18 protein-coding genes and 2 pseudogenes are annotated in these 20,139 nt (G+C 69.2%); 9 read left to right on the forward strand and 11 right to left on the reverse strand.

What is annotated here, in order from left to right:
- Nucleotides 1–32 precede the first annotated feature (32 nt).
- Nucleotides 33–791, forward strand: coding sequence for an ANTAR domain-containing protein (locus ABZ906_RS07700; RefSeq protein WP_361378782.1), 759 nt, complete (start codon nt 33–35; stop codon nt 789–791).
- A 15-nt stretch (nt 792–806) separates the two neighbouring features.
- Here the strand turns inward: ABZ906_RS07700 and ABZ906_RS07705 are convergent, their stop codons facing one another.
- A complete protein-coding gene (locus ABZ906_RS07705; protein WP_361378785.1) occupies nt 807–1,331 on the reverse strand; it encodes a hypothetical protein in 525 nt (174 codons plus the stop codon).
- 581 nt (nt 1,332–1,912) lie between these two features.
- On the opposite strand from ABZ906_RS07705, the gene ABZ906_RS07710 reads away from it, so the two are divergent.
- A complete protein-coding gene (locus ABZ906_RS07710; protein ID WP_361196208.1) occupies nt 1,913–2,107 on the forward strand; it encodes a chaplin in 195 nt (64 codons plus the stop codon).
- An 82-nt stretch (nt 2,108–2,189) separates the two neighbouring features.
- Here the strand turns inward: ABZ906_RS07710 and ABZ906_RS07715 are convergent.
- A pseudogene (locus ABZ906_RS07715) lies at nt 2,190–2,383 on the reverse strand (pyridoxamine 5'-phosphate oxidase family protein); the annotation flags it as partial.
- Here ABZ906_RS07715 and ABZ906_RS07720 point away from each other — a divergent pair.
- Together ABZ906_RS07720 and ABZ906_RS07725 are read left to right on the forward strand one after the other, a co-directional pair.
- Nucleotides 2,374–2,535: pseudogene (locus ABZ906_RS07720) on the forward strand (oxidase); the annotation flags it as partial. The pseudogenes ABZ906_RS07715 and ABZ906_RS07720 overlap by 10 nt on opposite strands.
- A gap of 198 nt (nt 2,536–2,733) precedes the next feature.
- Nucleotides 2,734–3,168, forward strand: a complete 435-nt coding sequence (locus ABZ906_RS07725) for a VOC family protein (protein WP_361378788.1) — start codon at nt 2,734–2,736, stop codon at nt 3,166–3,168.
- Here the strand turns inward: ABZ906_RS07725 and ABZ906_RS07730 are convergent.
- Both ABZ906_RS07730 and ABZ906_RS07735 read right to left on the reverse strand, forming a co-directional pair.
- On the reverse strand, nt 3,140–3,829 hold the full coding sequence (locus tag ABZ906_RS07730; protein WP_361378791.1) for an alpha/beta hydrolase: 690 nt from the start codon (nt 3,827–3,829) through the stop codon (nt 3,140–3,142). The genes ABZ906_RS07725 and ABZ906_RS07730 overlap by 29 nt on opposite strands.
- A gap of 28 nt (nt 3,830–3,857) precedes the next feature.
- Nucleotides 3,858–4,433, reverse strand: a complete 576-nt coding sequence (locus ABZ906_RS07735; protein WP_361378794.1) for a CGNR zinc finger domain-containing protein — start codon at nt 4,431–4,433, stop codon at nt 3,858–3,860.
- A gap of 103 nt (nt 4,434–4,536) precedes the next feature.
- On the opposite strand from ABZ906_RS07735, the gene ABZ906_RS07740 reads away from it, so the two are divergent.
- On the forward strand, nt 4,537–5,733 hold the full coding sequence (locus ABZ906_RS07740) for an epoxide hydrolase family protein (RefSeq protein WP_361378797.1): 1,197 nt from the start codon (nt 4,537–4,539) through the stop codon (nt 5,731–5,733).
- Between the two features lie 19 nt (nt 5,734–5,752).
- Here the strand turns inward: ABZ906_RS07740 and ABZ906_RS07745 are convergent, their stop codons facing one another.
- From ABZ906_RS07745 to ABZ906_RS07755, 3 genes are all read right to left on the reverse strand, one after another.
- Nucleotides 5,753–6,586 carry a tetratricopeptide repeat protein gene (locus ABZ906_RS07745; RefSeq protein WP_361378800.1) on the reverse strand — a complete coding sequence of 278 codons (834 nt, stop codon included), beginning with the start codon at nt 6,584–6,586 and terminating at the stop codon, nt 5,753–5,755.
- Between the two features lie 136 nt (nt 6,587–6,722).
- Nucleotides 6,723–7,286 carry an EF-hand domain-containing protein gene (locus tag ABZ906_RS07750; RefSeq protein WP_361378803.1) on the reverse strand — a complete coding sequence of 188 codons (564 nt, stop codon included), beginning with the start codon at nt 7,284–7,286 and terminating at the stop codon, nt 6,723–6,725.
- A 289-nt stretch (nt 7,287–7,575) separates the two neighbouring features.
- Nucleotides 7,576–8,346: a hypothetical protein gene (locus ABZ906_RS07755; RefSeq protein ID WP_361378806.1), complete on the reverse strand. Its 771-nt coding sequence runs from the start codon at nt 8,344–8,346 to the stop codon at nt 7,576–7,578.
- A 150-nt stretch (nt 8,347–8,496) separates the two neighbouring features.
- Here ABZ906_RS07755 and ABZ906_RS07760 point away from each other — a divergent pair, with 150 nt between their 5' ends.
- Entirely contained in the window at nt 8,497–9,846 is a 1,350-nt protein-coding gene (locus tag ABZ906_RS07760; protein WP_361378809.1) for an MFS transporter, read from the forward strand.
- Here the strand turns inward: ABZ906_RS07760 and ABZ906_RS07765 are convergent.
- Together ABZ906_RS07765 and ABZ906_RS07770 are read right to left on the reverse strand one after the other, a co-directional pair.
- Complete coding sequence (locus ABZ906_RS07765; protein ID WP_361378812.1) at nt 9,818–11,551, reverse strand: glycoside hydrolase family 6 protein; 1,734 nt, start codon at nt 11,549–11,551, stop codon at nt 9,818–9,820. The two genes, ABZ906_RS07760 and ABZ906_RS07765, sit on opposite strands and share 29 nt — an antisense overlap.
- A gap of 70 nt (nt 11,552–11,621) precedes the next feature.
- A complete protein-coding gene (locus tag ABZ906_RS07770) occupies nt 11,622–13,100 on the reverse strand; it encodes a cellulose binding domain-containing protein (RefSeq protein WP_361378815.1) in 1,479 nt (492 codons plus the stop codon).
- A gap of 279 nt (nt 13,101–13,379) precedes the next feature.
- On the opposite strand from ABZ906_RS07770, the gene ABZ906_RS07775 reads away from it, so the two are divergent.
- On the forward strand, nt 13,380–16,283 hold the full coding sequence (locus ABZ906_RS07775; protein WP_361378818.1) for a glycoside hydrolase family 48 protein: 2,904 nt from the start codon (nt 13,380–13,382) through the stop codon (nt 16,281–16,283).
- Between the two features lie 83 nt (nt 16,284–16,366).
- Here the strand turns inward: ABZ906_RS07775 and ABZ906_RS07780 are convergent, their stop codons facing one another.
- On the reverse strand, nt 16,367–16,924 hold the full coding sequence (locus tag ABZ906_RS07780; protein ID WP_361378821.1) for a TetR family transcriptional regulator: 558 nt from the start codon (nt 16,922–16,924) through the stop codon (nt 16,367–16,369).
- A 107-nt stretch (nt 16,925–17,031) separates the two neighbouring features.
- Here ABZ906_RS07780 and ABZ906_RS07785 point away from each other — a divergent pair, with 107 nt between their 5' ends.
- Nucleotides 17,032–18,081, forward strand: a complete 1,050-nt coding sequence (locus tag ABZ906_RS07785) for a zinc-binding dehydrogenase (protein ID WP_361378824.1) — start codon at nt 17,032–17,034, stop codon at nt 18,079–18,081.
- Nucleotides 18,082–18,372: 291 nt separating this feature from the next.
- Nucleotides 18,373–18,855: a peptidoglycan-binding domain-containing protein gene (locus ABZ906_RS07790; protein WP_361378827.1), complete on the forward strand. Its 483-nt coding sequence runs from the start codon at nt 18,373–18,375 to the stop codon at nt 18,853–18,855.
- 69 nt (nt 18,856–18,924) lie between these two features.
- Here ABZ906_RS07790 and aztD read toward each other — a convergent pair whose 3' ends face one another.
- A complete protein-coding gene (aztD, locus tag ABZ906_RS07795; RefSeq protein ID WP_361378830.1) occupies nt 18,925–20,121 on the reverse strand; it encodes a zinc metallochaperone AztD in 1,197 nt (398 codons plus the stop codon).
- Nucleotides 20,122–20,139 lie beyond the last annotated feature (18 nt).

A 20,139-nucleotide genomic window follows, 5' to 3' on the forward strand; every position in this document is an offset into this window, starting at 1 on the left:
TCGAGGGCGCCGGGGCACCAAGGAGTCACCGTATGAGCCGAGAACGAAAGATCGCCGAAACCTTCGTCGAACTCGCCGACACCCTCGTCGCCGACTTCGACGTCATCGACTTTCTGCAGCAACTGACGGTCCGCTGCTGCGACATCTTCGCCATCACTGACGCAGCGGTCCTGCTGGCCTACCCCGGGGCGCATCTGTACAGCCCCGCCCCGTGCGACCCCAGCCCGGCCCTGTCCAAGGTGCTGGACCTGGCCCTGCGCGAAGGACCGGGCCTGGACGCCTACCGCACCGCCAGCACCATCGCCCCCGGCAACCTCGCCCAAGCACCCCAAGCCTGGCTCGACTTCACCGACCTGGCCCGCGAAACCGGCTACACCTACGCCAGTGCCGTCCCCCTGCGTCTGCGGCAGGAGACCATCGGCAGCCTGCTGCTCCTGCGTGCCACCGACAGCCCGCTGCCTGCCGACGACCTCGCCCTGGCCCAGGCTTTCGCCGACGCGGCCACCATCGGCTTGCTCCACGCCCGCTCCGTGCAGCGCACCGAGACCCTCAACGAACAACTTCACACCGCCCTGCACAGCCGTATCACCATCGAACAGGCCAAAGGATTCCTCGCCGCCTACCGCGACATCTCCCTCGACGACGCCTTCAAGGTCATGCGCCGCCATGCCCGCCATCATCGTCTTCTGCTCACCGTCGTCGCCCACCACATCATCAACACCGGAGACCTTCCCGCGCCCTCGTCCGCATCGTCTCTTCGTGGCCCGGCCCGGGACACTTCCCACGAGTAGCCCCCGTGGGCGGCGTCAGGCGGTCTGTTCCTCGGGGGCCTCGTTCCAGAGGCTGTCCATGGTCTCGTGGCTGACGCTCTTGCCCAGGTCGGCCCGGGAGGCGTATCCCATGTTGACGATCAGCCGGCGGCCCCGGGTCAGCGGGTAGACCCGGTGCAAGGTGGTGTCGGCACGCAGCAAGTACAGGTCGCCGGGGCCGAGTTCGAAGGAGTGGATGGACCGGCCGATGAACTGCCGGTGCAGCTGGGGGTCCGCCTTGTTCCAGTGGGTGCGGGGCACACACTGGACGAATCCGCCGTGCTCCACCGGCGGGCAGGCCACGACCCACACGACCGCGAAGCTGTAGTCGTCCCAGTGCCAGCCGTGGGTGTCACCGGAGTGCCGCAGTTCCGTGATGACATACCGCTCCGGCTCGTAGGGGCATTCGAGGACCGGCTCGCCCGCGATGATGGCCAGGGCCTTCAGGAACGCCGCGTCCCGGTACACCGCCGGGAGGACCGAGCCGTGTGCGCTGATCTCCCGGTGGCGGACATTTCGCATCAGCCGCGGTGTGCCCCCGGTTTCCTTCAGGCTCATCTCCCGCCGCACGCCGTGATCGGCGACGAGGGTCTCGACTTCGCCGGCGACCGCGCGCTTGGTGTCGTCCGGGGCGAGGAAAGGGACTCTGGCAAATCCGCATGTACGGAAATCCCGGTGAGCCCGCTCCCACTGATCGTCCTCGACACCGTGGACCAGATGCTTCGACAGGAGCTGCAGGGGGCTGCGGTCCCACTCGTTCGCTTTGATGGCGGATCCCTTCTGGCAGCAGTACCGGTTTCTTTGTCCGGTCCCTGCTCGGACCCCTGCACCCAGCATGTCCGCGGGCCGGCCCGATGGCCCTCCCGCAGGCAGCTCACTGCGGCAAACGGGTGACGACGCCTGGGCCCCTTGGTCACCGTCGGCCTCCTCGCCGAGCTTGTCCCTTGTCCCTTGGCCCCTGTCCCTTGTCCCGCAACCTGTCGCGGCACTCCCCCGGCCTGCGGTGGCTCTCGCGGGCACCATCGGCGTACCCCTAGTTGCGGGTCGGAGAGGACGCCCCTGGGATGGAAGAGAACCCCCGTACTCAACCAGGGAGAACTCCCATGCGTTTCCGCACCATAGCCGCCGCTGCAGCCCTTGCCTGTGTCACCGTGCTGGGAGGTGCAACCGCCGCCACCGCGACCCCCGTGGACCCGCCGCCGGCCCCCAACTCCCAGAGCGACGAGGGTCCCACGGGCCTCGGTCTCAACCTGCTGTGCGGGCTCGGCGTCCTGGGACAGGGCTCCTGCAGCAACTGAGCGGCGCGCATCGCGCCTGCCGTTCAAGACGGTGTTGCCCGGCCCTCACGAGGGCCGGGCAACACCCGTTTGCGGGCCTCCGCGCGCTGGGCCGCTGGGCCAGCTGTCGGCCCTTGGGGCTGTCGGCGTGCGCGGCGAACTGCCAGCCGTCCGCATCGACGTTCTTCAGGATCAGGACCCTGGCCCACGGATCGCCGTCTCGTCCACCGTCGAGACCGTCATGGCGTGCGGATCGGGCAGCCGGGCCTCGACGGCGGCCTCCGAGAGCCAGGCAAGCAGCCCTCACCTTCCACTGGCCCGCTCTCGGACGGCAGGTACGGGTACGGGGACCGGTGATCGCCGAGCCTGCCGAGCGCGACCGGGCCGTCGAGTCGTCACTGGCCCGCATCGACCGGGAGCCCGGCCTGGTGGCCGACGCCTGGACACTGCGATACAGCGCCAACCTGCGCATGGCCGACTTCGCCGCCGCCTCCACCGTCATGGCCACACACCACAACGGCGAACCGCTCACCGCCGACCCCAGCACCGGCCTGCGGCACTCCCATCGGGAGCACGACCGCCCATGGGCTTGCTCCCGCTGCGCGGGGCAAAGTTGACCATCACCGACGCGGAAGTAGCGTGACGACATGGAACAGCGCATCACTCTGGTCACCCTGGGAGTTTCCGATCTCGCGCGCGCCAAGGGCTTCTACGAGGCTCTGGGCTGGCAGGGGCAGGAAGTGGAGGAGACCGTCTTCTTCCAGGCCGGGGGGCTCGGGTTCGTTCTGTGGGACCGCGGCAAACTGGCGGAGGACTGCGGCCTTGAGCCCGGACCGGCGGTCGGTTTCGGCGGGATCGCCCTGGCCCACAACGTCCGGTCCGAGGCAGAGGTCGATGCTCTGCTCGCAGTGGTGGAGCGGGCCGGCGGGACCATCACCAAACCCGCGGCAACGAACGCCATCGGGTTCTACTCCAGTGCCTTCGTCGATCCGGACGGCCACGCCTGGGAGATCGCGCACAATCCCGGATTCCCTCTCGCCGAGGACGGCTCGGTCACTCTTCCCGATTTCGGTAGCCGCTAGGTCGGAGATATCCCACCAGCAGCTCCGCCAGCACCTGCGGCCGGCTCAGCGCGACGCAGTGGCCGCCACCGATCTCGTCGGGCGTGACACCCAGCCGCTTGCGCGCCAAGTCACGGAAGAACTCGGGCGGGAAGAAGTGGTCGTCCTTGCACACGATGAACTTCGTGGGCATATCGGGCCAGGCCGTCAGCGGCCAGGGTTCGCCACCCGCACGGGAGTGTTCCGCCCGCTCCCGGCGCATGGCCTCCTCGGCCAGCTCGCGCGGCACGTCGTGGTAGAAGCTCTCGAAGGGGTCCTCGATGGCGGAGAGGCCCGCGGCGTCCCTGGCCTGGATGCAGCCGGTCCTCTCCCACCAGTCGTCCGGTCGCTCGCCCGGCTCGGGGATCATCCCGGCGAGCAGCACCAGCACGTCGGCACGGAGCCGGTCGGCCACCAGCGGTGCGGTGAACGCTCCGTAGGAATGCCCGACGATCACGAGGTCCTGCCGCTCGCCGACGGCCTCGACCACGGCATCGACGTACTCGCCGAGCCCGGCGGACGGGCGGTCCGACGGCAGGTCCGGGGCGACGGTCTCATGCCCCCGCGCGCGCAGCTCGGCTTCCAGGAGGTGCCAGGACCAGCCGCTGTCGCCGCCGCCGTGAATGAGCACGAAGGTTGCCATGACCCCTGTATACCTGAGGAGTTGACGGTCAATCGGCTGGTCTGGGGTTCTTGCGCTGGTTGGCGTTGAAGCGCGCCTTCTTCTGACGATTCCCGCACGTGTTCATGTCGCACCATCTGCGGGTGCGGCTCTGGCTGGCGTCGAAGAAGGCGGCCCGGCAGGTCGGTGACGCACACAGGGCCAGCTTTCCGTCCCGTTCGCCCGCGATGATGCTGATCGCGTCGGCGGCGATCACACTGAGGGCGTCTTCCACGCGGGAGGCCGAGCCGAGCCGCCATTGCCGCTCGCCCTCGGGCGTCAGGATCGCTGCGGCCCGGCCCTGAGCGCTGAAGTCGTTGATGACCTGGACAGCCGATGCGGGGAGATCCTCCTGGAGCGCGGCCGCTGTCGCGGCGGCGTGGATCGACTCCCTCAGTTCGCGGGCGAGGTCGAGCTGCGCAGCGGTGCAGGAGTCCACGTCGAGGCCGTACACGCCCATCCAGTCGACAAGTCGGTGCGGCACCGGAATGCGCTCCACAGGGTCGCCATGACGCTCCGACAGGGTCCCCGTGAAGCTGGTCGCCAGCACGGCGCCGAGGCGGAAATCAGGAAAAGCGGCAGACATGGAACCACCTTAGCCGGTTGCAGCGCGGCTCGGAGAACTGCTAGAACCGTCTTAGCCGGTTCACATGAGGACGTAGCCGGTTCCGCGACGGCCAGGAGGTCCCATGCCCCGTCCGAACAGCGACGTGGAAGCAGACGTAGAAGCAGGCGTGGAAGCATTTGAAGCCCACGCGACTGATGCCGACCTCGACGAGCTGCGCGCCCGGCTGGCCGCGGCGCGACTGCCGGAGGCCGAGACGGTCGCCGGCGCCGCGCCCGGCACGGGCCGATGGGAGCAGGGCGTTCCGCTCGCCGACCTCGTCGATGTCGTGAACTACTGGCGCACCGGCTACGACTGGCGGGCGTTCGAGGAACGCCTTGACCGGATCGGCCAGTTCCGTACGACCATCGACGGCCTGGGAATCCATTTCCTGCACCGCCGATCCGGGCGCGCGGATGCCACTCCTCTGATCCTCACGCACGGCTGGCCGGACAGCATTGCCCGGTTCATCGACGTAGTGGACGAGCTGACCGATCCCGACGACGCGGACGCGCCGGCGTTCCACGTCGTGATCCCGTCGCTGCCGGGCTTTGGCTACAGCGACAAGCCGGCCACCACCGGGTGGGGTACCGAGAAGATCGCGGCCGCCTGGGTGGAGCTGATGGGGAGGCTCGGGTACAGCAAGTTCGTGGCCCACGGCGGTGACTGGGGAGGCAATATCACCACAGTGCTCGGCGGCAGGTTTCCGGCGCATGTTCTCGGCATACACACCACGTTCGCGGAGGGGCCGCCCGGCCTGACGACGGACGGGCTGACGGCGGTCGAGCGCGCGTGGGCCGAGGACACCCGCGATTTCTGGCGTCACCGTGCGGCGTACGCGAAGCAGCAGGCGACCCGACCGCAGACCATCGGCTACTCGCTCGTCGACTCACCGGTCGGTCTTCTCGCCTGGATCCTCGACAAGTTCGCCGAGTGGTCGGACACCGAAGACAGCCCGTTCGAGACGATCTCCAGAGACCGCGTTCTCGATGACGTCACCCTGTACTGGCTGACGCGGACCGGCGCATCGGCGGCCCGCATCTACTACGAAAGCCACAACTCGCTGGACCCCGAACTCCGGGTCGACGTCCCGTCGGCCATCACCGCCTACCCCCGCGACGTCGAGAAGTGCCCGCGCCCCTGGGCTCAGGAGCGGTACCGGCAGATCGTCCGGTGGAGGGAGGCCGAGGCCGGCGGACACTTCCCGTCGCTGGAGGTTCCCGGGCAGTTCGTCAAGGACCTGCGAGAGGGCCTCGCGGCGGTGCTGGCCGCCGCCCGCTGAACGGGGATCGTTCGGCGCGTCAGACGCCGTCGATGCGGTCGAGCAGCGTCCGGGCCTCGACGGTGCGGCGGTGCTCCGGACCGAAGGAGGCCAGGCAGGCGTCGTGGGCGGCCGTGGCCTGGTGGCGGGCTTCGGAACTGCGGTGCAGGCCCAGGAGGGCGGTGGCCACGGCCAGTTCGACGGCGCCGGTCTCCGGGCGGCTCACTTCGACGGGAAGCCTGTGGCGCAGTTTGCCGGCGCTCTCCGCTTCGGTGAGGGCTTCCTCGTGGCGGGCCTGGCCGTTGAGGCTGCGGGCCAGGCCGAGGGTCAGGACCAGCGACATCCGGTCCGGTACAGGTCCGGGAAGGGTGGCCAGGGTCTCGCGGGCGAGCGCTTCGGCCTCAAGGTGGCGTTCTTGCGCGTTGAGGGCGAAGACCAATTGGTTGCGGGCGGCTGCCGCTACGACCTGCATCTCCGGACCGGCGCCACGGGCCGCGATCCGGGCGACGGCCTCGGCCTCCGCCTCGCACTCGTCGTGCCGGCCGAGCGCGGTCAGATGATGGGCGCGTTCCGAGCGCAGTTTCAGGATCTGCCAGTGATGGGCGCCAAAGACCCTGCCAAAGGCCGGTAGAGCCGCGTCGTACGCGGCGAGGGCCTCGGCGTGGCGGCCCTGGGCGCCCGTGGCGTTCGCGGTCAGCCCCAGGGCCAGCGTCGCATACGTGTCGTCGCGTGGCCCCGCCCCGGCCACGGCACGAGCCTCGGCCTCCGCCTCGGCATAACGTCCGGCTTTGTACAGGGCTATGGCCCCGGTCATCGAGGGCCCCGAGCCCTGCCCGGCGTCGCTTCGTCGGCCGCGCGGCCGGAAGAATTTCATGGCCGGAGCTTACGGATGCTGCCCACACCATCGGGCGCAGGGGCAACAGTTGCTCGGCTGCCCCGGATATCCGGGGCAGCCGAGCAAGCCGGGCAGCGAGAGCCGCTGGAGCACAGACCGCCCGGCACGCCTGCTGTCAGGCGGCCACCGGCGGCGGACCGAAGAGCCAGTTGCCCGGCGCCCCGGGGTCGCTGCTGGTGAAGTACTCCACCACGGCCTGCTTGAGTTCGGCCTTGGAGATCACGCCATTGCCGTCCCGGTCGACCCGCCGGAAGCTCTCGTCGACCTTGTCGGACGCCAGGCTCGGCGACTGCCCCAGCACGTACGCCCGGTAGGCGTCCGGGGTGAGCTCCCCGGTGCCGTCGATGTCCGCGATGCTCATGAGCGAATCCAGGACCCGGTCACAGACTTGGTCCGCAAGCGCCGCGTCACTGAAGAGGTCCCGTACCGAACTGACGTAGACGGACCGGGTGATCCTGCCCTCGCTGTCCGCGTTCTGCTGGTGTGCCTCCTGCCAGGCGCGGCGATAGGCGTCCACCAGCGCTTCCTCCTTGGGGGAATGGGGTGCGTGGTTCAGCTCCTTCGCCATGCGCCGCCCCATGAGGACGTGATCCGCCTCCGTCAGGGCGCCGTCGCCGTCGGCGTCCAGGAGGTCAAAGGCGTGTCCCATTTTCACCGTCAGGAAATCCGGGGCAACCATGTCTGGTGGTCCTTTCGTCGGGCGCTCCGGACACCTCTGCGGTGCGGAGCGGATCGCGTCATGGTGACGGCCGACGCGCCCGTCAACACCCCGCACCTGAAGCCCCTTCTGCGGTCCTCGGCAGACCGCTTCACCGGGCAGGGCGTTGCGACCTGCGGCGATCAGTGCGCCGGGAACTGCTGGCGCCGGGCCCGGCGAGAGGCGAATGGGACCAGATGAGTTAATGGCAGTAGGGGTGACGCGCGGCGGCGGTGTCGTGAGGCCGGGCGATGTCGACCGCCCGTTCTCTTCAGCGAGCGCCCTCTTGCCTGCCCGCCAGCAGGAACTGATGGAGCGTCCATCCGTGTTCCCGCGGATCGGCTGCGCGCGTGGCGGCTTTGAATATCTCGGCTGCGCGGCGGTAGGAGAGCCGACCACGGTTGGTGACGAACAGCGGCCCGTCAAGGCGGCCGACCACGAGCAGGGGGAGCAGGCGCGCTGTGCCCGCTCCCCAGCGCAGGGGCGGGTTCGTGCGCCGCAGGGTTCTGCTGCGGGGCACATCCAGGTCGTCGACGTCCAGGGCGAGGAGGCGTTCGACGGGCGCGCCGGCTTCGTACACCAGGTGCCAGAGGGTCTGCTCGCGCAGCGGGGCGGGCAACGCCAGGACGTGCCGGGCCTGGCGGGTGGTGATACGGGCCCCCTCGTCCGGTGGGGCCGATACGGAGAGGGGGCGCAGTCGTGCCGTGGGGTTGCCGGTCAGCCAGCCCTCCGCGCGCCACCACCTGACCGCGCTGACAAGAACGGACAGTTCCCTGTTGGCCGTGCGCGGGCCGACGGTCGCCGACCGGGCGGCGAGCGCCTTCTGCAGCCGGTCCGCAGCGTGGCCGGTGTCCAACAGGGCCAGGGGCAGGGTCGGCGGCGCGGCGTTGCGGCGCTCTTCGCCTGCCGGTGACGGGCGATCTGCCAAGGCCCACGCCCAGGTGGTCAGGGCGATGCGGTAGATCCGGCGCGAGTTGGTGCTCAGGGATGCGCCGGACAAGAAACGCTCGACGGCGACCGCGTACTCCACTGGCTGACTCACGTGACCGCCCTCGGCTCTCGTTCCGGTGCGTGATCGCAGTAAATCACCGAAACGACAGGGCTGTAGCCAGCATAAGTTGACTGGGGTCGACTCAAGGTATTGCGTCGAAGGCTCTGGCGTGTCGTCGCCCCGGCCCTGCAATCTGCGCTCATGCCCCTTGATCAACGTCTTGCGGTGATGCGTGAGCGTGACTTCCGCCGCTTCTTTTTCGGATACGCCACCTCGCTGCTGGGTTCGGCGATGACCTCCATCGCGCTGACCTTCGCGGTCCTGGAAACCGGGGGCGGTGGAACCGAGTTGGGCTGGGTCCTGGCCGCCCGGATCCTGCCGCTGGTGCTCATGCTGCTCGCGGGCGGGGTGATCAGCGACCGGCTCGGCAGCCGTCAGGCGATGCTGGCGGCCGATGCCGTGCGCTGTCTCACGCAACTCGGTCTGGTGGCGGTCCTGCTCGACGGCCGACCGAGGCTGTGGACACTCGTCGCGCTCGTTGCCCTCTGGGGTGCCGCGGAGGCCGTGTTCACCCCGGCCCTGGGGGCTCTTGTGCCGCACATCGTCAGCCGGGAGGCCCTGTCCGACGCCAACGCCCTGCTGGAGATCACACGTTCGGCCACCGCCGTTGCGGGTCCGGTGCTCGCGGGCCTGCTGACCGCCGCGCTGGACGCGTCCGCGGTGCTCGCGCTGGACGCGGCAAGCTACGCCGTGAGCATGGTCGCCCTCCTGCTGTTGCCCCGCGCCATCTCGTCCGGCGTTACGGCCCCCTCGTTCTTCGGGGATCTCGCCGAAGGCTGGACGGAGTTCAGGTCCCGCACCTGGCTGTGGGTGATCACCGCACACGTCTGTCTCTTCAACCTCTTCGTCTGGGGGCCCTTCCTGGTCCTCGGCCCCGTCATCGCCGAGCAACGGCTCGGCGGGGCCTCCGGATGGGGACTGGCCATGGCCCTCTACGGGGGCGGCGCCGTGGCCGGCGGGCTGGTCATGCTCGGCCGCCGACCGCGTAGGCCGCTCCTTGTCGCCACGCTGGCCACCGTCGGCTGGTCCCTTCCCTCTGCCGCGCTCGCCACCGGCCGATCGCTGCCGTGGATCTGCGGCACCACGTTGATCGCCGGCGCGGGGTCGGCGGTCTGCGGCACGCTCTACGCAACCGCCACCCAGCGGCAGGTGCCGCCCGGCATGCTCGCCCGCGTCAACGCCTATGCGTCCTTCGGGGCCTTCGTGCTCGGCCCCATCGCGCTGGCCTCAGCCGGGCCGGTCTCCGCACTGGTCGGCACTTCCGGGGTCCTGGGTTTCGGCGCGGTGTGGCAGATCGCAGCCGTCGCCGTCGTCCTGACGCTTCCCGCCATCCGGAGAGGGCTCCCCGAGCCGTCTCCGGAGGGAGTCCCCGAACCGGACAGTGCGCCGGGGCCCGGGCTGTGCGCTCCCGGGCCCCGGCGGTGTGCGCTGTTCCGTGTGCCTACAGCGCTGTTCTGTGTGTCTACAGCGCGGGGTAGGCGTTCTTCATGAGTTCCTGGAACTGGGCGGAGAACCAGTGCCCGGACACCGGTGCGTCGGGCAACGCCCCGGACATGTGGTTGTTGTTGCGCGGGTTACCGGTGTACGTCGGGTCGCACATGCGGTCGAAGCCCTTGCCCTCGTCGTTGTCGATGGCCTTGCTCGAACCGTCCGACTCCCCCGGCGGCTTCATCCACACGTAGGCGTCGATCCCGGTGGCCGGGTTGGCCTGCGGCCGCTCGCCGAGGCCGGCACCGGACTGGTTGCACCAGTTGCCCAGGTGGATGCGGCGGTCGTAACGCCCGCCGTCCACGTATGTGTCGACGTCCGTGGTGGCGCCGGGTCCCGCGGGCCGGGCCGTGCCGCCCCAGCCGTTGCGGGAGGTGTCGATCAGCATGCCGAGGTTCTGGTCGAAGCCGAGCGACACCAGCTTGGTCCGCATGGCCTGGGCGTACGACAGTTCGTCGGTGTAGCGGTTCCAGTCGACCCACTTGGACTCGCGCACCGACTTGCCCGCGACGGTGTCGCCGACGGCGAAGTTGTTCTCCTTGAGCGCGCTGTAGTTGGCCGTGTTCACGATGAAGCCGTGGACGTCGGAGAGCTTCGCGCCGTTGCCGGAGGCGGCCGTCTTGAACAGTTCGGCCGAGGCGCCGAAGTTGTCGTCCCAGCCGAGCCAGCCGTGGTGGCCCGCGTCGATGTAGTTGTAGACGTTCTTGATGTCACCGAGCTTGTCGAGGGCGTAGCCGACGCCCTTCTGGTAGTTGCCGTTGGCCTTCATCACGTCGCAGTTGGGCGTCGCGGTGGGCCGGCCGGAGACGTTGGTGACGAGGTTGGGCAGCGAGTCGATCTCGATCGTGGTGACGATGCGCAGAGCCGCGTACTTGGGGTCGGCGAGGATCGCGGCGATCGGGTCGATGAAGTCCGTCTTGTACTTGTCGATCTCCGTGGGGCCGAGTTCGCCGTTGGAGGCGAGAGCGGCGCAGTCGCGGCCCGGCAGGTCGTAGACGACGAGTTGGACGACTTCTTCGCCGCTGCCCTTCTGGGCGAGGGCCGCGTCGAGGTGGTCACGCAGGCCCATGCCGTCGCCCACGCCGTTGATGGCGGCGATGCGGTCGAGCCAGACGCCGGTGGGCTGGTCGGCGATGCGGGAGCCGCCGGTCTCGGCCTTGGCCTTCGCGGACCACTCCGGGTTCACGTACACCTTGGCGCCGGCGTAGGGGTTGTCGACGCGGTCACCGGGTTCGGTCGGGTCCGTGGGATCGGTCGGGTCGGTCGGGTCGGTCGGGTCGGTTTCCTCGTTGCAGGTGACGCCGTTCAGCTTGAACGTGGTCGGCAGGGCGTTGCTGCCGCTGTAGGTGCCGTTGAAGCCGAACGAGGCGGAGCCGCCGGTGGCGAGCGTGCCGTTGTAGGAGACGTTCTTGGCGGTGACGGCGGCGCCGGACTGGGAGATGTCGGCGTTCCAGCCGCTGGTGACCTTCTGGTTGCCCGCGTAGGACCAGGTGAGGTTCCAGTTGTTCACCGCGGCGCCGTTGTTGGTGACGGTGACGGCGGTGGTGAAGCCGCTGTCCCACTGGTTCTGCACCTTGTACTCGACGCTGCAGGCGGCGGCAGCGGTCCCGGCGTCGGGCTGGGCGGCGGCGGTGCCTGCACCGGCGGCGCCGGTGAGGGCGAGGGCGGTGAGCACGGCGGTGCCGGCTCGCGATCTGATACGGCTCATGGTGTGCGGTGTCCCTTTCCTGAGATGAGGAGGGTCGTGCGGTGCGGGGTGCTCGCGGGCTGCGGGGCCGTCATCCGTTCACGCTGCGCAGGTGATCGCGCAGACCGGCCCCGAACGCCGTCGGTGTGCCGTCGTACGAGCTGATGAGGGATGGCCCGGAGGAGCAGTCCCAGGTGTTCCAGGTCCAGCCGAGATACGACAGCTTCCGGTCGTCGAACCACTTCATGACGCGGTCGATGAACCCGTGCGAGCAGGTGTTCTCGCCGATCTCCCCGGCCACAAGGGGTACTTGGGCGGCGACGGGGGCGAGCGTGGAGTCCCAGCAGCTTTCGCTGGCGCAGGTGTTGAAGTTGTAGACGTGCCAGGCCGCGGCGAGATTGCCGGCCGGATCGGACGGCCGGTGTGCGAGCCACTGGCCGAGGTCGTTGGAGTAGGCGAGACCGCCCGCGAGAATCACGTTCTCGGCGCCCGTGGCACGGACGGAGTCGACGAGGTCCTGCATGCCGGCGACTTCGTAGCCGATGCCGGGGCAGGTGCCCCCGTCCTTCCAACAGGCCCACGCGTCGGAGATGCTGGAGGTCGCGCGGTCGGGATAGGGCTCGTTGAACAGGTCGAAGACGACTGTCGGATCGTCCTTGTAGGAGCTTGCGACCGACGACCAGAAGCTCGGCGCGTACCGGGCGTCGGGCATCGGTTTCTGGCAGGTGGCGTGGATGTCGCCGCAGCCGGCCGAGTTCCCGGTGTACTGACCGTAGGACCAGTGCATCTCCAGGATCGGCGTCATGCCGTGGGCCTTGACCTTGGTGACCAGCTCCTTGATGGCGGATCGGTAGTTGGCGCCCGCGTATTCGGGCTTGATGTTGTCCAGGCCCAGCCAGCACTCCTCGTTGAGGGGGATGCGGACGGCGTTGGACTTCCAGTCGGCGATGGCCGCGACGGCCGCGTCGTCGACCGGGCCGTCGAAGATGCCGTAGCCCTGTACGCACATGAACTCGGCGCCGGAGCGGTTCACGCCGAGGATCCGGCGGGTGGTGCCGGAGGCGTCGACGAGCTTGTTCCCGGAGACCTTCAGGGCCGGGGCCTCGCCGTCGCCGCCCGGGTCGGTCGGGTCGGTGGGATCGGTCGGGTCGGTGTCCTCGTCGCAGGTGACGCCGTTCAGTTTGAAGGCGGTCGGAGCGGTGTTGGCGCCCGACCGCGATCCGATGAACCCGGCCGAGACGCTTCCGCCGGAGGGAAGCGCACCGTTCCAGGACTCATTGGTCGCGGTCACGGCCGCTGCGGACTGGGACCACTTCGCGGACCAGCCCTGAGTGACCTTCTGTCCGTCGGCGAAGGCGAACGACAGGCTCCAGCTGTCCTTGGCGGCACCGTGGTTGGTGACCCTCACCGCGGCCTGGAAGCCGCTGTCCCACTGCCCGGTGACGGAGTACTCCACCGAGCAGGCGGGGGCGGCCGCGGCTGCGGCGTCGGACAGGGGGGCGAGCGTGGCCGCCGAGACGACGAACGCGAGCAGGGTTGCTTGTAACGCATGACGCGGGGGGTGGCGCATGAGCGACTCCTTGCAGCTCGGGCGCGACCGGCACGAGGCCGGTGCGTCGACTGGTGGAACCGCTCCCACTGGTTGCTGGTGGACTGTAGAGAAGGAACTGCCGTCAAGCAACAGAGGAGTTCCGAATTTTCTTCTGTCGAATTAATTCGACTCTTCAAGCCTCTTGACCCTCAATTCCCTCGTCCCCATCCTTGGGAGCGCTCCCACTGGTTCACAGGTTGTGACGCCACATCACGACCCCACCCCTCGCTCTCTGCACCGCAAGGAGGAACCAGGGCCATGCCACAAAGACGGGCCCGGCGGCTGTGGACCGCTGTCGCGGCCACCCTGGCACTACCGCTCGCCACCCTCACCGCTCTGCCAACTACCGCTGACGCTGCGGCAGTTGAATGCAGCATCGACTACAAGACCAACGACTGGGGCTCCGGCTTCACCGCCGATCTGACGATCACCAACCGCGGCACCGCGGCGATCGACGGCTGGGCCCTTACCTACACCTACGGCGGCAACCAGAAACTGACCAACGGCTGGAATGCGACCTGGTCGCAGTCCGGAAAAGCGATCACCGCGAAAAGCCTCGCGTACAACGCAAAGATCGCACCCGGCGCCGCCGCCACGGCAGGCGCGCAATTCACCTACGGTGGCGCGAATTCAGCGCCCACCGATTTCGCCGTCAACGGCACCACGTGCGCGGGCGCCCATCAGCCGCCGATCACGGTGCTCACCAGTCCGAAGGCCGGCGCGGTCTACTCGGCCGGCGACGCCGTCCCGCTCGCCGCCACCGCCGCGGCAGCCGACGGGGCCGGCATCGACAAGGTCGAGTTCTACGACGACACGACCCTGCTCGGCACGGACACCACCGCCCCGTACGGGCTCGACGCAGACGCCCTGACGGCCGGGACGCACTCCCTGTACGCGAAGGCGTACGACAGCCGGGGGGCGTCCGGCGAGTCGACACCGGTCGGCATCACCGTCGCGGCGGGCCCCGCCTTGGTCGCCACTCCGAGCCAACTCGGTGTCCAGCAGGGCAAGTCGGGCACCTTCGACGTGAAGCTGTCGACACAGCCCGCCTCGAACGTCACGGTCTCCACGGCCCGCACGAGCGGCAACACGGGCCTGTCCGTCTCCTCCGGCGCGAGCCTGACCTTCACGCCGTCGAACTGGAACACGGCGCAGAAGGTGACCATCGCGGCCGACGCCTCCGGCACGGGCGCGGCCACCTTCGGCATAACGGCCCCCGGCCACACCAAGGCCGCGGTCACGGTCACGCAGCTCGCCGCGTCCAAGACGTACGACGCCCGCTTCCTCGACCTCTACGGGAAGATCACCAACCCGGCGAACGGCTACTTCTCGCCGGAGGGGGTTCCCTACCACTCGGTCGAGACGCTGATCGTCGAGGCGCCGGACCACGGCCACGAGACGACGTCGGAGGCCTACAGCTACCTCCTGTGGCTCCAGGCGATGTACGGCAAGGTCAGCGGCGACTGGTCGAAGTTCAACGGGGCGTGGGAAATCATGGAGAAGTACATGATCCCCACCCACGCGGACCAGCCGACGAACTCCTCCTACAACGCCTCCAAGCCCGCGACGTACGCGCCCGAGCACGACCTGCCCTCCCAGTACCCGGCGAAGCTCGACCCGTCGGTCTCCGTCGGCAGCGACCCGATCGCCGGGGAGCTGAAGAGCGCGTACGGCACGGACGACATCTACGGCATGCACTGGCTGCAGGACGTCGACAACGTCTACGGCTACGGCAACGAACCCGGCAAGTGCGAGGCGGGCCCGTCCGCCACCGGCCCCTCCTACATCAACACCTTCCAGCGCGGCGCGCAGGAGTCGGTGTGGGAGACGGTGCCGCAGCCGACGTGCGACGCCTTCAAGTACGGCGGCAAGAACGGGTACCTGGACCTGTTCACCGGTGACTCCTCCTATGCCAAGCAGTGGAAGTTCACCAATGCCCCGGACGCCGACGCGCGTGCGGTGCAGGCCGCCTACTGGGCGAACCTGTGGGCCAAGCAGCAGGGCAAGGACTCCGACATCTCGGCGACGGTCGGCAAGGCCGCCAAGATGGGCGATTACCTGCGCTACTCGATGTACGACAAGTACTTCAAGAAGGTCGGCAACTGCACCGGGCCGACGAGCTGCCCGGCCGGCACCGGCAAGGACGCCTCGCACTATCTGATGTCCTGGTACTACGCCTGGGGCGGCGCGACCGACACCTCGGCGGGCTGGTCCTGGCGCATCGGCTCCAGCCACACGCACGGCGGCTACCAGAACCCCCTCGCCGCCTACGCGCTCTCCTCGGCCGCCGACCTGAAGCCCAAGTCGGCCACCGGACAGGCGGACTGGGCCAAGTCGCTCGACCGGCAGCTGGAGTTCTACCGCTGGCTGCAGTCGGACGAGGGCGCCATCGCGGGCGGCGCGACGAACAGCTGGGGCGGCAGCTACGGCACCCCGCCGTCCGGCACTCCGACGTTCTACGGCATGTACTACGACGAGGCGCCCGTCTACCACGACCCGCCGTCGAACCAGTGGTTCGGCTTCCAGGCGTGGTCGATGGAGCGCGTCGCCGAGTACTACCAGCAGACGGGCGACGCCGACGCGAAGACGGTCCTGGACAAGTGGGTCGACTGGGCCCTGTCCGAGACCACCGTCAACCCCGACGGCACGTTCCGCATCCCCTCCACACTCAAGTGGTCGGGCAAGCCCGACACCTGGAACGCCTCAAGTCCCGGCGCCAACAGCGGTCTTCACGTCACGGTCGCCGACTACACCAACGACGTCGGTGTCGCCGCGGCCTACGCCAAGACCCTGACGTACTACGGCGCCAAGTCGGGTGACGCGCGGGCGAAGTCGACGGCGAAGGCGCTGCTCGACGGCATGTGGGAGCACGACCAGGACGCGCTGGGCATCGCCGTGCCCGAGACCCGGGCCGACTACAGCCGGTTCGACGACCCGGTCTACGTGCCGGGCGGCTGGACGGGCACGATGCCCAACGGCGACAAGATCGACTCCTCGTCGACCTTCTCCTCGCTGCGCTCCTTCTACGAGGACGACCCCAACTGGTCCAAGGTCGAGGCCTACTTGGCGGGCGGCGCGGCGCCGACGTTCACGTACCACCGGTTCTGGGCCCAGGCGGACATCGCGCTCGCCATGGGTTCGTACGCGGAGCTGCTCGAGTAGCGCCCCGCTGACGGCAGCACCGTGCACACCGGGCCGGGCGGGCCCCCTCCCCGGGGTCCGCCCGGCCCTGCGCCGGCCTGGCTTCAGCGGGCGGATTCCCTGCTGGCCCTGGTCAGGGACCGTGCCAGGTCAGCGGCGTGCGGAAGGGTGTCGAGCGAGAGGGGCTGCGTGGCGAGGGCGCCCTCGTGCAGGACGAGGAGTCGGGCGGCGAGGGTGTCCGGGAACGAGCAGCCCGCTGCCGCCGCGAGTTCCGCGAACAGGTTCAGCAGCCAGAGCTTCTGGTCCGCGGCGATGCGGTGTGCGGGATGCGCGGGGTCGGGCAGTTCGGCGAGCGCGTTGATGAAGGCGCATCCGCGGGTGTTGGCCGCGCTCCAGGTCCGCAGTGCGTCGAAGGGGGCGGTGACGGCATCGACGGGAGAGTCGCTGGCGTCGACGGCGGCGCGCACGACTGACCGCCAGCGCTGGTCGCGCTGTGTGAGGTAGGCCGCCACGAGGTGGTCTTTCGAACCGAACCGGTTGTACAGGGTCCGCTTGGTCACCCCGGAGCGCTCGGCGATCAGATCCACGCCGACCGCGGTGATGCCGCGGTCGTAGAACAGCTCCTCCGCGGCCGCCACGATGCGAAGGCCGGCCGGCGTCATGGGCCGCGCTTCCTGTACCGCTGGTCCCTCCATTGCGGATCCCTTCACTGATCGGTGTACGGTGGGAGATGTTCACCGATCAGTATACCCGTAGGGAGGTTCAAGCGATGGGTGCGACCCAGACCATGCGAGCGGTGCGAATCACGGAGCACGGCGGACCGGAGGTTCTCGAACTGACGGATGTCGCCGTCCCTGCCCCGCAGGCAGGAGAGGTGCTGGTCAAGGTCAGCGCGGTGGCGCTGAACAACACCGACCTGTGGACCCGCGAGGGTGCCTACGGCCGTCCGGGAGACCCGAAGGCGACGTCGGGCTGGCGCGGCCCGATCGACTTCCCCCGCGTCCAGGGCGCCGACGTAGCCGGCCGGGTCGTGGCCGTCGGCACCGGCCTCGAGGAAAGCCTCGTCGGACGCCGCGTGGTCGTCGACCCCGCGATCTACGACGGCGCGGGGCCGCACGCCAACCCGGTGGGCCTGATGGGCAGCGAACGCGACGGCGGGTACGCCGAGTACGTCACGGCGCCGGCCGAGCGCGTACACGACGTGACGGAATCCCCGCTCACGGACGACCAGCTCGCGACGCTGCCGACCGCCTACGGCACGGCGCTGGGCATGATCGAGCGGGGCCGGCTCCGCAAGGGCGAAACCGCCCTGGTCTCGGGAGCCTCCGGCGGCGTCGGCATCGCGGCGGTGCAGATCGCCCGGGCGCGCGGCGCCAAGGTGGTCGCCATCAGCAGCGGAGCCAAGATCGACGCGGTGCGCAACGCAGGCGCACACGAGGTCGTCGACCGCGGCGGGGACGTCACCGAGCAGCTCCGCGTCGCCGCCCCGGAGGGCATCGACGTCGCACTCGACGTCGTGGCCGGCGACCTGGTCGGTGACGGGCTGCCGCTGCTGCGCGAAGGGGGCCGGTGGGTCATCGCCGGCGCACTGGGCGGTTACGACGTGACCTTCGACGTGCGCCGCCTCTACCTCCACAACGCCCAGGTCATCGGTTCCGCGATGCACACCCCCACGCACTTCGGTCTCCTGATGGACCTGGCCCGCGGGGCCGAGATCCACCCACTCATCGCCGCGACCTTCCCCCTGGACCAGGCCGCCAAGGCGCAGGAAGAACTCGCCCGCAGGGGGCACGTAGGGAAGATCGTCATGCACCCCTGAGCCTCATCCGCCAACCCACGGGTGGAGCGCGCGAGCCCCCGCGTTCTCACCTCGATTCAGACACGCCCCTAATGCCCGAAGTGCATCGGCCCGGCAACTGGCCCTCCAACTTTGCTGGTTGACGGGCCGCGCCTGAGTGCCCCGCCCCTCAGGCCTCCCAGTGCACCGGTTCCGTCACTCGGCAGTCACAACGGATCCACAGGTGCGGGGATCTGGTCCGCGTGCCGCATAGTCTCGGCGAACCGCTTGGCGTGCTCGCGCCGAGTGTGGTTCGACAACGGGGAGCGGTATATGCGCACGAAAGTTCTGACCAGCCCACTCGTCAGCCTCGCTCTTGTTGCCGGTCTCGCCTGTGCGAGCCTGGCGACCGCGGGAACCAGCTTCGCGGCGTCTTCCGCCGGGGCGCCGAAGGCAGCGACGACGAGTGCTTCCGGCGCCACCACACAGGCAGTCGTCAACCTCGGCCTCGACCGCAGGCAGGCCAAGGCAGTGCAGCAGTGGCTGGCGGGGCACCACGGCTACAAGGGGGCCATCGACGGATATCTCGGCACCGGAAGCTGGAAGGCTTTCCAGCGCCACCTCAAAGCACACGGATACAACGGCGACATCGACGGGATCGTCGGAAGCGGAACGATCAAGGCGTTGCAGCGCAAGCTCAGGCACAGCAACTGGAACTACAAGGGCGACATCGACGGAGTTGCCGGAGCAGGAACCAAGGCAGCCTTCGAACGCCTCGCCCAGGGCCTCCTGTGCGAGCCCTGCACCACTTCGTAACGGCGCCCGCACCTTCTCGGTGTGCGCCCTGTCCCCGCGGATCGAGAGCCGCGGGGACAGGGCGCGCGGTCAGTGTCCCGCGACGACTCCCGACAGTTCGTTGGTGCTCTTCGGCAAGGTGACCGAGGTCGTCTTCTTGCCGGTCGCCAGGTCGATGGCGTGCAGGGCCTTCTTGCTGGGGTCGGAGACGTAGGCGGTCTTGTCACGGACGAACAGGGTGGGCCGTGCCTGCTGCCAGTCCAGCGGTTCCTGCCACTTGCCCACGGCCGGGATCTTCTTCTCGACCTTGCCGCTCGCCGGGTCGATCACGCGGATCGCGCCGTCGGTGCCGAGGACCAGTGCCTCACCCTGCGGGCCGCGGGCCAGCGAGCGGAAGGAGTAGCTGGTGTCCAGCTCGACCAGGCTGAGCTTCTTTTTCTCGGTGTCGATGAGGGAGACGCGGGTGGGCCGCTCCAGCTCGGCCTCCGGGTCGGTCTTGTAGTCGCCCAGCAGGACCGGCGAGGCGTCACTTCCGGCCTGGTTGCCGATGCGGCCGTAGTCGTCGGGGGCCTCGACCTTGGTGAACTTGCCGTCCTGGTAGATCAGTACGCCGTCCTCGCAGCCGACGGCGATGGCCTCGTCCCGGGCGGCCGCCTCCCCGTGGACGCCGGGGCACTTCTCGTTGCGCGCGATCTCCTTGTTCTTCTTGTCCAGGACCAGCGTGCCGGTCCGCTTCTCCTCTGTGCCCAGAGTGCTGAGGAGTTCGCCGTTGGCCAGTTCGATGGCCACGCCGTGATGTGCCTCGGCGGAGGCGTACGTACGACCTTCCGGCTTCTTGCCACCGCTCAGGTCGGCGGGGTCAAAGACGTTGACCTCTCCGGTGCCGTCGGTGAAGAGCACCGTCTTTCCCGCGTGGCGCACGACGTGGCCGGGCTTGGCACCCTTGTACTCGATGTCGGTGAAGGCCTGGCCGGTGGCGTCGAGGACACGGAAGCCGGTGTCGGTGGAGACGACCACATGGTCCTTGTCACCGGCCGGGTTGACCCGGTTGAAGCCGGGGAGCTTGATCGTCTTGGTCACCTCGAGGCTCTTGCCGTCCAGGACGTACAGACCGCCGTCGAAGCTGGCGACCAGCGGTTCCTTGACCGCGGCAGGTGTATCGGTCGCGCTGTCCGCCGCCTTGGCGCCGGAGGAGGTGCCCTCCCCTCCGCAGGCGGTCAGCACCGTGGCCGCCGCGAGAGCGAGTGCCGTCCCCGTAAGGGTTCTGTTGCGTATGGACTTGTTCACGGTGTCCTTTCTTTCGCC

The sequence above is a fragment of the Streptomyces sp. NPDC046925 genome, from assembly GCF_040644915.1.
In the GTDB taxonomy this organism is placed as follows: domain Bacteria; phylum Actinomycetota; class Actinomycetes; order Streptomycetales; family Streptomycetaceae; genus Streptomyces.

Coding starts and splice junctions, on each gene's coding strand:
- ABZ906_RS07780 (WP_361378821.1), bottom strand. CDS start 16,924: ATGACGCCGGCCGGCCTTCGCATCGTGGCGGCCGCGGAGGAGCTGTTC.
- ABZ906_RS07735 (WP_361378794.1), bottom strand. CDS start 4,433: ATGTCTGCCGCTTTTCCTGATTTCCGCCTCGGCGCCGTGCTGGCGACC.
- ABZ906_RS07745 (WP_361378800.1), bottom strand. CDS start 6,586: ATGAAATTCTTCCGGCCGCGCGGCCGACGAAGCGACGCCGGGCAGGGC.
- ABZ906_RS07725 (WP_361378788.1), top strand. CDS start 2,734: ATGGAACAGCGCATCACTCTGGTCACCCTGGGAGTTTCCGATCTCGCG.
- ABZ906_RS07790 (WP_361378827.1), top strand. CDS start 18,373: ATGCGCACGAAAGTTCTGACCAGCCCACTCGTCAGCCTCGCTCTTGTT.
- ABZ906_RS07700 (WP_361378782.1), top strand. CDS start 33: ATGAGCCGAGAACGAAAGATCGCCGAAACCTTCGTCGAACTCGCCGAC.
- ABZ906_RS07775 (WP_361378818.1), top strand. CDS start 13,380: ATGCCACAAAGACGGGCCCGGCGGCTGTGGACCGCTGTCGCGGCCACC.
- ABZ906_RS07730 (WP_361378791.1), bottom strand. CDS start 3,829: ATGGCAACCTTCGTGCTCATTCACGGCGGCGGCGACAGCGGCTGGTCC.
- ABZ906_RS07710 (WP_361196208.1), top strand. CDS start 1,913: ATGCGTTTCCGCACCATAGCCGCCGCTGCAGCCCTTGCCTGTGTCACC.
- ABZ906_RS07770 (WP_361378815.1), bottom strand. CDS start 13,100: ATGCGCCACCCCCCGCGTCATGCGTTACAAGCAACCCTGCTCGCGTTC.
- ABZ906_RS07785 (WP_361378824.1), top strand. CDS start 17,032: ATGGGTGCGACCCAGACCATGCGAGCGGTGCGAATCACGGAGCACGGC.
- ABZ906_RS07760 (WP_361378809.1), top strand. CDS start 8,497: ATGCCCCTTGATCAACGTCTTGCGGTGATGCGTGAGCGTGACTTCCGC.
- ABZ906_RS07705 (WP_361378785.1), bottom strand. CDS start 1,331: ATGCGAAATGTCCGCCACCGGGAGATCAGCGCACACGGCTCGGTCCTC.
- ABZ906_RS07740 (WP_361378797.1), top strand. CDS start 4,537: ATGCCCCGTCCGAACAGCGACGTGGAAGCAGACGTAGAAGCAGGCGTG.
- ABZ906_RS07750 (WP_361378803.1), bottom strand. CDS start 7,286: ATGGTTGCCCCGGATTTCCTGACGGTGAAAATGGGACACGCCTTTGAC.
- ABZ906_RS07765 (WP_361378812.1), bottom strand. CDS start 11,551: ATGAGCCGTATCAGATCGCGAGCCGGCACCGCCGTGCTCACCGCCCTC.